The organism is Cytobacillus firmus (assembly GCF_023715565.1).
Taxonomy (GTDB): Bacteria; Bacillota; Bacilli; order Bacillales; family Cytobacillaceae; genus Cytobacillus; species Cytobacillus firmus_C.
Genome location: NZ_JAMBOJ010000006.1, coordinates 1 through 12,696 on the forward strand (window position 1 = coordinate 1; position 12,696 = coordinate 12,696).

A 12,696-nucleotide genomic window follows, 5' to 3' on the forward strand; every position below is an offset into this window, starting at 1 on the left:
ATCCCGTTGAATTGGATTATGTTTAGAAAGCATATTAATCACCTCAAGCATTGTATTACTTCTATTTTAAATCAAAAAAGACTCCCGACAAGTACGATTTTCATCGAGTTTGTCGACAGTCTGAAACGTTCGGCACCCCCGAACGTTTTTTTATGCTGTTTTGAAGAATTCCTTCCATTTAATAACTGTAACCTTTTCTCTCAGTACAAATACCAAAACAGAAAGTGACAGCAAAATCAGGACAATCATTGAAGGAGTAAATCTGCTGATAAACTCTCCGAAAACGGTATAAAACACAGCCAGCGGTAAATTGGTGATCCATGAACTTTTCAGATACTGATTAAATCCCTTGTTTCTTTCCATCAGACAAAAGCTCAATAAATGATAATGAATAAAAGGGATTAGCCTTAAAACTGCAACCTGGCCGACAGTTAAATTCCGATACTCCCCGAACCACCGCTTCTTTAATAAAGATAGCTTTTCATGTGTCCGCGGCATTTTTGCGATCAAAAAATAAAAAAGAATGCTGCTGACCATTAACCCTGCCAGAGAGAAAATAGAGCCAAAAAGACTTCCAAACATAACTCCCCCTGTTATACAGACAAGTGGTACCGGAATAAATAGAAACTGACGGATGATATGAAAAAAAACAAAAGCAATGGGAGCAAGAATGCCAGCAGTCTCTGCCATAACAAACAATAAGGTCAATTGATCATTCATGCCTTCACCTCTCCCTGATGACTTTCTTGCTGTTCACTAAAGCTTATGGATGGCGCTGACTGTTTATGACAATTGAATAATCAGGTACACAAGCAAGCCTGCTTCAAGCAATGCTAAGAAAGGCAGCCCCCATTTAAACTGAACATGCTTCGTTTTATGCCTAAAGGTCTTCATACCAAAAGCCATTCCAGCTGCACCGCTCAAAAAGGCTGTGATCCAGAGGTTCTTCTCGCTTATACGGAACTCATTCCGTTTGGCTTTTTCTTTATCAAGCTTCATCAGGTAAAAGCCAATCACATTCATAATCAAATAGAAAAGAGCAATTGTTTTAATCATGAGCTTTCTCCTTTTTCTATGTATTAAGTCTATACCTGAGCTTAAACGAATCGGAAGCTTACTGTCCATTAAAAGCAAAATAAAAAGCCATCCCATAGGGAATGGCTATTGTGAACATTATTACTTGCTAAGCTGCTGCTTTGCAACTGATGCTAATTCAGCAAATGCTTTTTCGTCAGCGATTGCTAATTCAGAAAGCATTTTGCGGTTAACTTCGATGCCAGCAAGCTTTAAACCATGCATTAAACGGCTGTAAGAAAGACCGTTCATGCGAGCTGCTGCGTTAATGCGAGTAACCCAAAGTTTGCGGAAGTCGCGCTTTTTCTGGCGACGGTCGCGGTAAGCATACATTAGAGATTTCATAACCTGCTGGTTAGCAACTTTGTATAATGTATGTTTTGAACCATAATAACCTTTAGCTAATTTGATGACTTTTTTACGACGTTTGCGAGTAACTGTACCGCCTTTTACACGTGGCATATTATTTCCCTCCTAATTTCAAGATATTACTTAAGATTTACTAATAAGTTACGGATGCGCTTGTAATCGCCTGAAGAAACAAGAGTTCCTTTGCGAAGCTTACGCTTTTGCTTTTGTGATTTGTTCGCGAACATATGGCTTCTGTAAGCGTGAGAGCGCTTCAGTTTACCAGAACCTGTTCTTTTGAAACGCTTAGCAGCGCCGCGGTGAGTTTTCATTTTTGGCATGGGAATTCCTCCTCTTACTTGTCGTTTTTCGGTGCTAACACCATAAACATGCTTCGGCCATCCATTTTTGGATGTGATTCCACTATTGCAACTTCATTGCATGCTTGTGCGAATCGAATTAGTACACGCTGGCCAATTTCCTTATGCGTAATGGCACGTCCTTTAAATCGGATCGATGCTTTTACTTTATCGCCTTTTTCAAGGAATTTAATAGCATTGCGAAGTTTAGTATTAAAGTCATGCTCTTCAATAGTCGGGCTAAGACGAACTTCTTTAATACTAATAATCTTCTGGTTTTTGCGAGCTTCTTTGTCTTTCTTCTGCTGCTCGAATTTGAACTTTCCGTAGTCCATGATACGGGCTACCGGAGGCTTCGCACTCGGTGCAACCAGAACAAGATCAAGATTGGCACGAGAAGCAATTTCAAGTGCGTCGAATTTTGATTTAATACCTAACTGCTCGCCGTTTTGGTCAATAAGACGGACTTCGCGGGCGCGAATGCCCTCGTTTAACAACATATCTTTGCTAATAGCTAGACACCTCCAAGGTTTAATGCGAACACAACGTTTGGGTCAAGAAAAGCGCAAGCGCCTGCTTAACAGACAACTTTAAAGCTGTAAGCTGCACCGGACCAAAGCTGAATCGCAAGTTATGCAACATTTCTCTTCCGTGACGGAATCAGAGCTGTTTTAACCAAATAAAAAAGTGCGGATGAAATCACCCACACTTACGTATATAAACAGAAAATGTTCACGTAAAACCTGCCAACTGCGCTTTGCGTCAATCAGGTGAGAAGCGGGTGCTTCTTCTTTTCCTCAAACTGTATTCAATTTACCTTAGCAACTATATCACAAAGAATGATTCCGTGTCAAACGAATAACTTTTATCACAACGAAGAAAAGCATAACAAACTTAATTGATTTTGGCAATACGTATTTAGTATTTTTTCAAAATGAATTAAATGCCAGCTCTTTCCTTTGTCTCATCCGCCTCATACATATTCTAAGGATTAGCATATCAAAAAGGGCTGCAGCACGTGCAGCCCTTTTTCATTATTATCTTTTAACTTCAGCTTTTAGCGCTGAAATGAAGTCCTCAAATGAAACAGTTTCTGATTTTTGCTCTCCATATTTGCGGACATTGACAGCCTTTTTAGCTACTTCATTGTCTCCAACAACAAGCATGTATGGAGTTTTTTGCATTTGCGCTTCACGGATCTTATATCCGATTTTTTCATTGCGGTCATCCAGCTCAACGCGGAAGCCCTCTGCCTGAAGCTGCTCCTGGACTTTTTTCGCATAATCAAAATGAATATCAGGAGAAACCGGAATGACCTGGACTTGAACTGGGGCAAGCCAAGTTGGAAACGCTCCCTTGTACTCCTCAATCAGGAATGCCACAAAACGCTCCATAGTGGAAACTACTCCGCGGTGGATAACGACCGGACGATGAGGCTTTCCATCTTCCCCTACATATGTCAGGTCAAAACGTTCAGGAAGCAGGAAGTCCAACTGGACAGTAGATAATGTCTCATCCTTGCCAAGCGCAGTTTTAACTTGTACATCCAATTTAGGACCGTAGAAAGCCGCTTCGCCTTCTGCCTCAAAATAATCGAGGCCAATTTCATCCATCGCTTCTTTAAGCATCGCCTGTGCTTTTTCCCACATTTCATCGTCATCAAAGTACTTCTCAGTATCCTGAGGATCTCTATAGGAAAGTCGGAATGAGTAGTCATTGATATCGAAGTCTTTATATACTTCAAGGATCAAATGTACTACGCGCTTAAATTCTTCCTTGATCTGGTCAGGCCGAACGAAGATATGTGCATCATTTAAAGTCATTCCTCGTACACGCTGAAGGCCTGATAAGGCACCTGACATTTCATAGCGGTGCATTGTTCCAAGCTCTGCGATACGGATTGGCAGTTCGCGGTAACTGTGGATGCCATTCTTATAGATCATCATATGATGCGGGCAGTTCATTGGACGCAGAACAAGCTGTTCGTTATCCATCTCCATTACAGGGAACATGTCTTCCTGGTAATGATCCCAGTGGCCGGATGTTTTATAAAGATCCACGCTTCCCATGATTGGAGTATAAACATGGTCATAACCCAGTCTTTCTTCTTTATCCACGATATAGCGCTCGATATTGCGGCGGATTGACGCCCCTTTTGGAAGCCACATAGGAAGGCCCTGGCCTACTTTTTGCGAATTCATGAACAGGTTAAGCTCTTTGCCGATTTTACGGTGGTCACGTTCTTTTGCTTCCTCAAGGAGACGTAAATGCTCTGCCAGGTCTTCTTTCTTGAAGAAAGCTGTTCCATAGATTCGCTGAAGCATCTTGTTATCACTATCGCCTCTCCAATATGCTCCGGCAATGCTTAATAGTTTGAACTCTTTCAATTTGCCTGTAGAAGGAACATGAACACCGCGGCAGAGGTCAAAAAATTCGCCCTGCTCATAGATTGTCACTGTTTCATCTTCAGGAATAGCCTCGATCAGTTCAAGCTTATATTCGTCATCTATTTCCTTGTACATTTCTACAGCTTCTTTGCGGCTGACCTCTTTGCGGACAATATCAAGGTTTTCATTAATGATTTTTTTCATTTCTTTTTCAATCACCGGAAGGTCTTCTGGTGAAAGAGATTCTTCCAGGTCGATATCATAGTAAAAGCCGCTTTCAATAACTGGTCCTACCCCAAGCTTTACATTTTTATATAAGCGCTTGATCGCCTGGGCCATCAAATGGGCAGTGCTATGGCGAAGAACCTCCAGCGCAGCGCTTGAGTCCGGGGTTACAATTTCAATAGCTCCATCCTTTTCGATTGGACGGCGAAGATCATACATTTCTCCATCCAGCTTGCCGGCAATTGCCTTTTTCTTTAGGCCCGGGCTGATCGAAGCTGCAATATCTTCTGTTGTCGTTCCCTTGGGAAACTCCTTTACAGCTCCATCTGGAAACGAAACTTTAACAACTTCTGACATGAGATATTTCCTCCCTTATTTATAAAGCGTAAGCGCCTCGATCAGCCCCGTAAAGCACAAGGCGAGCCTCCTAAAAAGGCGTTCTTTCCTTTTTTGGAGGATTGACTTGTGACCTCGAGGGGCTAAGCGCTGGAGCTGGATTCAGATTTTGCTCCTAAAACGCGTTTTACACAAAAAACAAAAAAACCCGCCCCTAAAAAAAGGGACGAGTTATTATTAACACGCGGTTCCACCCTACTTCTCGCCTTCATAAAGACAAACGACTCTGTAGTAAGATAACGGTCTTTTCCCGCCAGCCCATTTCCTGACTGGAGTTCAGAGGCGGTAAGCATTCAAATCGTGTTAGGAAGGTTTCAGCCTTGCCTTCCCTCTCTTTAAACCGTATTAGAATACCCGTATCCTCATCGCAACTTTTGATTGATTATTGTAATATGTACGTTATTATAGTTTGTTATTTCAGGAAAATCAAGGGTATCTTTTACATTTTTCATCAACGGCATAAGAATGGGCGTTTTGATAACGATAAAAAGCTGCAAGAGGGCTTAATTGAAGCCTTTCTTCAAAAATATTGCGGATTGTTCTGACCAGCGGCTGGTCAAAATCATCTGAATAGAGATAAATAGCTGAAGGCGCTATAGAGAGCAGCGGCGCAATTGTAACAGAATCCACATATACAGGATGATTGGATAATAGCTTACGGTCAATCATCCTTAGGAGCTCTCCTCGTTTAATTTCACACAATTGCTCATCATAAAAATAAATACCTTCATCCATGAGGACATGGATCGTATCCATTTTCGGCTGCCTGCCTGACAGGAAATCTCTCAATGTATGAATGAACATCTGATATTCCTGTTCCATTTTGTACTCATCGATGGAGACTTCCACATACTTGGTCATTTCATTCATAAGCGGGCGCATCCGAAACTTTACGAATGAATCAAAAGAAAAGGAAATGTTAGTTTGAAAAAGCTGATCAATTGCACTTTTTAAGCCTTCTTTTACATCTAGTCCGCTGACAAACGCAGCAAGATCCTCGCGGCTTCCTTCCAGAATAGAGTGAATAATTTCAAGGATCTGCTGCTGCTCGCCTTCATCATCATAATAATATTGCTCCATCAGTATCCGTTTAAACCAATCATCCTGCTTCTGGTTCACGATAAATTGAAAGAATGCTGTCTTAACAGTATTCAGGATATTGCTGCTATTTCCAGCTGAAACTCTGACTATATGTTGATCTTCAAAATGAAGAGTATTATTATCACATTGACAAAAAGACTGCAGCTGTTCAAAAAGATGCTCATAGAAGTTCCTCGCATCCGTGCTGCTCTGGAAAATGATTTCGATCAACCAAATCCCCCCTTTATACAAATCTCTGTTCTATGTATATGGCGGACTTGGCCAATTTAGAAGTGGGGTTTGATCTAAAAAAGCTGCCGATATTTTTATCGGCAGCTTTTAGATTATACTCTCCTGTTCGGTCCTTCTACAAGCACCGGTTCAGCAAGGTATTTAATGCGTTCCATGATTCTTCTTGCCTTCATTTTCTCTTCCTCGCCGCGCTGGCTGTATGATAAATGATGTTCGAGGCCCTGCAGGTCGAAATTGGAAGTGAAGAAGGTTGGGAGGCTTTCCTGCATTCGGAACTGCAGAATCGGCCCTAAAATCTCATCCCTTGTCCAGCTGGACATAGTTTCTGCACCAAGGTCGTCAAACATTAAAACAGGCGCTTTTTTAATGGTTTCCATCTTGCTGTTCAGAGTCTGATCTCCAATTGAATTTTTCAATTCCCTGAATAATTCAGGAACATAGACAATCATGGAAGGTACTTTCCGGCTTGCAAGCTTATTGGCAATAGCACCAAGCAAATAAGATTTGCCTACACCAAACTTGCCGTAAAAGTAAATCCCCTTTTGCTTGGAACCCGGCTGATAGTCCATTACAAAGGATGCAGCCTTATCCACAGCCTCAATGCGGTCGTCATCATCATATATCGAATCAAAAGTGGCATGAAGGATATCTGTTGGCACATATAAACTCTGAATTAATTTTTCATTTCTCCGCTTTTCATCGTGCATGATCTTGCGCGGACACTTATCATACTTCAGATCGATTGACCCTCTTTGAATCACAAATTCCGGATGATAGCCCTGCATAAAATTCATACAGCTGTCCAGGCTCGGACATTTATTGCACTCCTTGCTCTGCTGAGTATATTCAAAGAGCTTGCTAAGACTCTTTTCAACCATTTCAGATGTCAATTCATCCCGATGAGTTTGGATAAAAGCCTTCACTTCAGGGTGATTAAGCGTTTGGTCCCTCATCATTTCATATCTTTTTTGAAAACCTTCATTGCCCGCAAGGCGCCTTAATGTTTCGTTAATTTTTTTCATCAATCAGTCACCTCCTGTGATCGCAGTTTTTTTAATTTTTCTTTCAGTTCCCTTTTTTTCAATTCCCGCTCATATTGTTCCTTCTCGCTATTTTCCTGTTGGGCCTGTTGCTTCTTGGCGGCTTTGCTGCTATTTTCATCAAACCAGTCCGGGAGCATCTCTGTCCTGATCGGCTTCCTTTTGTTCCCCGTTGGGCCTGCTGTTTTCTTTCCTTCTGCCCAATCAAGGTATTGGCGATGTTCTTTTTTAGCTAATTCAATGGCTTCCTGGGGTGTCTTAATCTTCTTTCTTGCCCAGTGACCAGCTATTTTTTCTACGTACCCTTTGGTCAGCTTCATATCTGTTTTGAGCATAACATATTGAATCAGCACATTAATTACTCCGGGTAAAAGCTTTTGCTGGAACATGACATCTTCTATAATCTGCAGATCGCCTTTCGAAGGTTCTGCTCCCCCGGATATATCTTTTAAAAGCTGCCTTGGTGAGGTAATTTCCAAATAACGGATCAATTCTTCTTCCTGTGTTTCAGGCTGTTTTTTTTGAGCCTGATGAATGGCAGGCTGAACCCTGTCAATCAGGGATGGAAGCATATCCTGGTTTTGGAATTGATACCAATCACGTGCCGATTTTCTTAATTCATCAATGTTTATCTCATTATCTTCATTCACTGCACTGATGACAATGTTTTTCATCTGGATAGGGTCAATTTCATATAGAAAGGCAAGATTGCTGATGGATTCCTTTACTTTAACTGTAAGGGCTTTTTTTGGTACAAGCGATTCGTTCAGTCCTGCCTGAAGCAATTCAAAATTAAAATTTTCATTTCCGATTTGAATTCCTTCCTGCTCCCGCCTTCCAATATACCCTTCCTCATCTGTTTCATTCATCAGCTGCACCACTTCATCGTCAAATGAACCAGGGTGCCCGGATTGAAATACATCCTGGAAAGCCTTCGTTACTTCCTTATACCCTCCGGCCGGCTGCACCTTCTGATCTGAGAAAAAGCGCTTCAGTCTCATAAATTGATTTTTGCCTAACTTCTTATAAAGATAGATATTGAGCATGCCGTCAAGGAAGAATTGTTCAGGTGTCAGCGGTGGAAGAAGTTCGTAAATGAACGATCTTGTCTCTTCATCCTTGTTAACATATACCTTTAAGAGTCCTATTCCTTCGAGCTTGAGACGGGCTTCATAAATATCCTTAAGCCCCATCCCCATAAAATTCATTAAACTATGGTGTGAATTTGAAGATGACCATAACCGGTTTTCTTCAAGCTCCGCCCATAAAGTCATATACAAACTGAAGCACACAGAGCCAATGAGCGGCTGGTATAACAGTGTCAGCACTTTCCGGTCATAATCATGCAAAAGCCCGCTGGCTGCTACTGTATATCGATCAATAGGGAGCATCTCCTGCCAATGCTTGGCCATGGTGTTCACCTTTTTCTATTTAAATTTTTCAGGCTGTTCATCAAAAACATATTCCGCAAAAAAAAGAGCCAAAGAAAAACCTTCAGCCCATCAGCCTAATTCATCAAAAATCAGCGGCAACGACAAAACTGACCTGATTTATGATTGTTGCTCTTTTTTAATTAGTTCCTTGAGTTCATCAATAAACACATTGATATCTTTAAATTGCCTGTATACTGATGCGAAACGGACATATGCGACCTCGTCCACATTGGCAAGTCTGTCCATGACCATTTCGCCAATTTCATCGCTTTTTATTTCAGAGACACCATTGCTGCGGAGTTCTTTCTCCACTTCAAAAGTAATATCCTCCAGATCTTTAAGGGCTACCGGCCTCTTTTCACATGCTTTAATAAGGCCTCTTAGAATTTTTTCCCGGCTGAATTCCTCTCTCGTACCTTCTTTTTTCACAACGATTAACGGAATTTCTTCCACTTTCTCAAAAGTCGTAAACCGGTATCCGCATTTCTCGCATTCCCTTCTGCGGCGGATGGACCGGCTGTCATCCACAGGACGGGAATCGAGCACACGGGTATTATTGTTTTGGCATGAAGGGCATCTCATACAATCAGCTCCGAATTTTTTTTAATAAGTTGGCATTAGACTAATTACCGAATAATATTTGATACTCTTATCTTATAAAAAAGGAGTTGACAGTACAAGTACAACTATTTATCTGCGTTTCTTGCAGAACCAAGAAAATCATGCCGTTTATTTAACTTTTCATATATCGATAGAACTTCTCTTTTAAGAATTGGATGTACACCTGCCGGTGAGGACTGCTCCGTTGAAATATTGATATCCACAGCCGTTTCAAATGGCCGGACAGTCACAACTGTCACAATAGCAAAACAAGATTTGTCTTTTTTAAGTTCGGCTGCAATCTCGCCGTGTTCCTTGGAAATGCTGAGAATGTTCACATTATGATCTGCTTTGAATAACTCTTCAATCGTCTGCAGCATTTGTGCTGTATTGGTTCTATAATATCTCGTTGTGAGCTCAGGGTCAGAGTGATTTTCATTTGTTTCACACTGCTTTTTATAGCGGCTGGCAAGTTGCTTGAAAATTGACATTCTCTTTCCTCCGTATATTATTTGTATCCTTATTGTACTATTTTTAATAAAGATACTAAAGGCAATAGATTTTAGACAAAATAAAAAGAGGTGTATTAGATACACCTCTGGATTGCCTAAGATCATTCTAGTATTAAAGTACTTGAGCTTGTTTAACTTGAACTGGACCCATACCGCGAGGAATTTCGATATTCTCACGCGTTTGAGCTCCTAACGCTTCTGCAATAAAGTCTGCAGCAATGTTAGGGTCAAGATCTCCACACGTATACACATCAATGCTGGCATAGCCATGCTCCGGGAAGCTGTGAATAGTTAAATGAGATTCAGAGATGATCACCACTCCGCTTACACCCTGTGGCGCAAACTTATGAAATGCAACCTCGCGAATTTCAGCACCAGATTTTAATGCAGCATTTACGAATGTCTGCTCAATAAAATCCATATTATTTAACTTTTCAAAATCGCATCCCCAAAGTTCTGAGATAACGTGACGACCCATAGTTTCCATATTCAAATTTCCCCCTTTAAACTTTTAAGCTATTAATTAATGAAATTCCAGATTTATACTGGTCTATAACTACCACGGGGGAAAGTTAGTCCAGAGAGGTCCTAACCCTTTAAGTAGCTACCATACCAAAACCTCGGAGAAGTTCACGAGGATTAGTATACTTTGTTTAATTTCTTTTTGCAACACATTGTTTTACATTTTTTTTGGCAAAATTACCGATGACTTTTTCTTCTCAGGATTTAGTTTTGTCCAATAAAAGGAGCCTGCCGGGGATGGCAGGCTTTAAAGGTATGGGTAGTTTTATATTAAAAGAGATTGGCAATTATCCAACCTTTACGGCAGATGCCTGAAAAAGTTCCTGTGCAACATATTTAGTCAGGTCTACAACACGGCAAGAATAGCCCCACTCATTATCGTACCAGGCAAGCACTTTCACCTTGCTGGTGCCTATTACCATTGTAGATAATCCATCAATGATGGCAGAATGTTCATTTGTGTTGAAATCAATTGATACTAACGGTTCGTCAGTAATATCCAGGATGCCATGCAGCGATCCTTGTGAAGCTGCAGCAAATGCCGCATTCACTTCTTCTATTGTAACGTCCCGCTTTAAGTCCACCACGAGATCCACTAAGGAAACGTTAGGAGTTGGCACACGCAGTGCCATTCCATGCAATTTGCCCTTTAAATGAGGCAAAACCAGCGACAAAGCTTTGGCAGCACCAGTGGAGGTCGGAATGATCGACTGTCCGCAAGCACGTGCACGGCGCAGGTCCTTATGCGGGTTATCAATATTTTTTTGATCGTTTGTATATGCATGAACTGTTGTCATAAGTCCGTTTTCAATGCCAAATTGTTCATCAAGGACTTTTGCAACAGGTGCAAGGCAGTTTGTTGTACATGATGCATTTGAAATAATATCATGTTCTTCAATTTTTAATGCGCTTTCATTTACGCCCATAACAATAGTTACATCTTCATTTTTTCCAGGAGCAGTAAGTATGACCTTTTTAGCTCCGGCATCAAGATGCAGCGCCGCTTTATCACGGGAATTAAACTTTCCTGTAGCTTCAATAACGATATCGATATTCATTTCTTTCCAGGGAAGTTCTTCAGGATTCCGGCTGCTGACAAGCTGAACTCTTTTACCGTTCACTACAATAGCATTATCTTCCGGGACTACGATTCCCTCGAATGGTCCATGGTTGGTATCATATTTAATTAAGTGTGCCAAAGTTTCAGCCGGATAGCTTGCATTTATGGCAGCCACTTCAAGATTTTCATCAAGGATGGCTTTTCTAAAAACCATACGTCCAATTCTTCCAAAACCATTAATCGCTATTTTCGCCTTCATGTTACGGCCCCTTCCGCATTAGTGTTATACTTTTTGTTACCCTATGATGTAATTAGTATAACATATTGAAGAACATTTGTGATGAATAAAATGCGGATTTTTTAATGTTCAATAATTCAGAAATATCTACCCACGCTTTTTCTAATTTTTATTAGGTAATGATCTATGTACAGACGCATCCTGATTAATTTTGTCATACTAATTAGGCTTTAAGTATATTAAAAAGGCTCTTTTCGTATAAATTGTTGTTTTTCGCTTATCAATGGTGTCCGTTGATTGCAGTGAGAGGATGCTCAGCGAACCACGGGGCGGGCGGTGAGCATCCTCGACGCTGCGCGTCTGTGGGGTCTTCACCTGTCCCGCTACTCCCGTAGGACCTTGAATAGGCTACCTTGAGTAAACACCGCACGAAGAGAATGCGCATGCATTTTCGAGAATCTCGCACCTTCCACTACAATCAACTCAGTAAATATAATATAAATAGCAACAAACTTTGCGAAAACAGCCATTAAAAAAGAGCCTATATCACAGGCTCCTTAGACAGCATTCCATTTTTTTAATATCGTCCATAATTGTTTTTCTGTTTCTTCAATGGTGCCATTATTATCGATTACAGCATCGGCCAATACTTTCTTATCTCTTAAAGGCATCTGAGATTGAATTCTTGCCATCGCTTCATTCTCAGATAACTGATTTCTCTGCATCAACCTTTTGAGCTGAATATCTTCATCTGCATACACTAATAAAGTTTTGTCGCACATATATTGTAATTTACTTTCAAATAAAAGCGGTATATCGAGTATGATCAGTTGTTCATTACGGCTGATTGCCTGTTCCTTTTTGGCCGTCATCCTTTTTCGGACTGCAGGGTGTACTATGCTATTCAGGACCTGCCGCTCTTTTTCATCATGAAAAATTATAGAGCCCAGTTCTGCCCGATTTATAGAACCGTCATCGAGAAGAACCCTATCCCCAAAATGGCGGACAATATCCTGATAAGCTTCCTCTCCTTTTTCAACCGCCAATCTGGCTTCTATATCCGCATCAATTACAGTATATCCTTTTTCGATTAGGAGGGATGAAACGGTGCTTTTACCGCTAGCAATCCCGCCTGTCAAACCTACAGTCAGTGACATAGTGAGTTCCTTT

Annotated in this window: 14 protein-coding genes and 1 other annotated feature; all 14 genes read right to left on the bottom strand. The window is 41.0% G+C overall.

Annotated elements, in window-relative coordinates; translation table 11 throughout:
- Nucleotides 1-150 precede the first annotated feature (150 nt).
- The 14 genes from M3205_RS03340 to coaE all read right to left on the bottom strand — a co-directional run bounded on the left by M3205_RS03340 (nucleotide 151) and on the right by coaE (nucleotide 12,683).
- A complete protein-coding gene (locus M3205_RS03340; protein WP_251168634.1) occupies nucleotides 151-720 on the bottom strand; it encodes a TVP38/TMEM64 family protein in 570 nt (189 codons plus the stop codon).
- Nucleotides 721-783: 63 nt separating this feature from the next.
- Entirely contained in the window at nucleotides 784-1,056 is a 273-nt protein-coding gene (locus M3205_RS03345; protein ID WP_251168635.1) for a DUF1294 domain-containing protein, read from the bottom strand.
- 120 nt (nucleotides 1,057-1,176) lie between these two features.
- Nucleotides 1,177-1,536, bottom strand: coding sequence for a 50S ribosomal protein L20 (rplT, locus tag M3205_RS03350; protein ID WP_251168636.1), 360 nt, complete (start codon nucleotides 1,534-1,536; stop codon nucleotides 1,177-1,179).
- Nucleotides 1,537-1,562: 26 nt separating this feature from the next.
- On the bottom strand, nucleotides 1,563-1,763 hold the full coding sequence (gene rpmI / locus M3205_RS03355) for a 50S ribosomal protein L35 (RefSeq protein ID WP_009333215.1): 201 nt from the start codon (nucleotides 1,761-1,763) through the stop codon (nucleotides 1,563-1,565).
- A 14-nt stretch (nucleotides 1,764-1,777) separates the two neighbouring features.
- Entirely contained in the window at nucleotides 1,778-2,281 is a 504-nt protein-coding gene (gene infC / locus M3205_RS03360; protein ID WP_048008086.1) for a translation initiation factor IF-3, read from the bottom strand.
- A gap of 175 nt (nucleotides 2,282-2,456) precedes the next feature.
- Nucleotides 2,457-2,580, bottom strand: a sequence feature (ribosomal protein L20 leader region).
- A gap of 238 nt (nucleotides 2,581-2,818) precedes the next feature.
- On the bottom strand, nucleotides 2,819-4,750 hold the full coding sequence (thrS, locus tag M3205_RS03365; RefSeq protein ID WP_251168637.1) for a threonine--tRNA ligase: 1,932 nt from the start codon (nucleotides 4,748-4,750) through the stop codon (nucleotides 2,819-2,821).
- A gap of 465 nt (nucleotides 4,751-5,215) precedes the next feature.
- Entirely contained in the window at nucleotides 5,216-6,100 is an 885-nt protein-coding gene (gene ytxC, locus M3205_RS03370) for a putative sporulation protein YtxC (protein ID WP_251168638.1), read from the bottom strand.
- A 113-nt stretch (nucleotides 6,101-6,213) separates the two neighbouring features.
- Complete coding sequence (gene dnaI / locus M3205_RS03375) at nucleotides 6,214-7,143, bottom strand: primosomal protein DnaI (protein WP_251168725.1); 930 nt, start codon at nucleotides 7,141-7,143, stop codon at nucleotides 6,214-6,216.
- Nucleotides 7,143-8,573, bottom strand: coding sequence for a replication initiation and membrane attachment family protein (locus M3205_RS03380; protein ID WP_251168639.1), 1,431 nt, complete (start codon nucleotides 8,571-8,573; stop codon nucleotides 7,143-7,145). Before M3205_RS03380 ends, dnaI begins: the two co-directional genes overlap by 1 nt.
- Nucleotides 8,574-8,711: 138 nt before the next feature.
- Nucleotides 8,712-9,176, bottom strand: coding sequence for a transcriptional regulator NrdR (gene nrdR / locus M3205_RS03385; protein ID WP_251168640.1), 465 nt, complete (start codon nucleotides 9,174-9,176; stop codon nucleotides 8,712-8,714).
- 104 nt (nucleotides 9,177-9,280) lie between these two features.
- Complete coding sequence (locus tag M3205_RS03390) at nucleotides 9,281-9,685, bottom strand: hypothetical protein (RefSeq protein ID WP_251168641.1); 405 nt, start codon at nucleotides 9,683-9,685, stop codon at nucleotides 9,281-9,283.
- A 133-nt stretch (nucleotides 9,686-9,818) separates the two neighbouring features.
- Complete coding sequence (gene speD, locus M3205_RS03395) at nucleotides 9,819-10,193, bottom strand: adenosylmethionine decarboxylase (RefSeq protein ID WP_251168642.1); 375 nt, start codon at nucleotides 10,191-10,193, stop codon at nucleotides 9,819-9,821.
- 322 nt (nucleotides 10,194-10,515) lie between these two features.
- Nucleotides 10,516-11,547, bottom strand: coding sequence for a glyceraldehyde-3-phosphate dehydrogenase (locus M3205_RS03400; protein WP_251168643.1), 1,032 nt, complete (start codon nucleotides 11,545-11,547; stop codon nucleotides 10,516-10,518).
- Nucleotides 11,548-12,083: 536 nt separating this feature from the next.
- On the bottom strand, nucleotides 12,084-12,683 hold the full coding sequence (gene coaE / locus M3205_RS03405; RefSeq protein WP_251168726.1) for a dephospho-CoA kinase: 600 nt from the start codon (nucleotides 12,681-12,683) through the stop codon (nucleotides 12,084-12,086).
- Between the last annotated feature and the right edge of the window lie 13 nt (nucleotides 12,684-12,696).

Excerpts from the sequence above, each read along its gene's own strand:
- dnaI (WP_251168725.1), bottom strand. The coding sequence starts at position 7,143 with ATGAAAAAAATTAACGAAACATTAAGGCGCCTTGCGGGCAATGAAGGT.
- M3205_RS03380 (WP_251168639.1), bottom strand. The coding sequence starts at position 8,573 with ATGGCCAAGCATTGGCAGGAGATGCTCCCTATTGATCGATATACAGTA.
- M3205_RS03345 (WP_251168635.1), bottom strand. The coding sequence starts at position 1,056 with ATGATTAAAACAATTGCTCTTTTCTATTTGATTATGAATGTGATTGGC.
- infC (WP_048008086.1), bottom strand. The coding sequence starts at position 2,281 with ATGTTGTTAAACGAGGGCATTCGCGCCCGCGAAGTCCGTCTTATTGAC.
- M3205_RS03390 (WP_251168641.1), bottom strand. The coding sequence starts at position 9,685 with ATGTCAATTTTCAAGCAACTTGCCAGCCGCTATAAAAAGCAGTGTGAA.
- rplT (WP_251168636.1), bottom strand. The coding sequence starts at position 1,536 with ATGCCACGTGTAAAAGGCGGTACAGTTACTCGCAAACGTCGTAAAAAA.
- nrdR (WP_251168640.1), bottom strand. The coding sequence starts at position 9,176 with ATGAGATGCCCTTCATGCCAAAACAATAATACCCGTGTGCTCGATTCC.
- rpmI (WP_009333215.1), bottom strand. The coding sequence starts at position 1,763 with ATGCCAAAAATGAAAACTCACCGCGGCGCTGCTAAGCGTTTCAAAAGA.
- coaE (WP_251168726.1), bottom strand. The coding sequence starts at position 12,683 with ATGTCACTGACTGTAGGTTTGACAGGCGGGATTGCTAGCGGTAAAAGC.
- M3205_RS03400 (WP_251168643.1), bottom strand. The coding sequence starts at position 11,547 with ATGAAGGCGAAAATAGCGATTAATGGTTTTGGAAGAATTGGACGTATG.
- speD (WP_251168642.1), bottom strand. The coding sequence starts at position 10,193 with ATGGAAACTATGGGTCGTCACGTTATCTCAGAACTTTGGGGATGCGAT.
- M3205_RS03340 (WP_251168634.1), bottom strand. The coding sequence starts at position 720 with ATGAATGATCAATTGACCTTATTGTTTGTTATGGCAGAGACTGCTGGC.
- thrS (WP_251168637.1), bottom strand. The coding sequence starts at position 4,750 with ATGTCAGAAGTTGTTAAAGTTTCGTTTCCAGATGGAGCTGTAAAGGAG.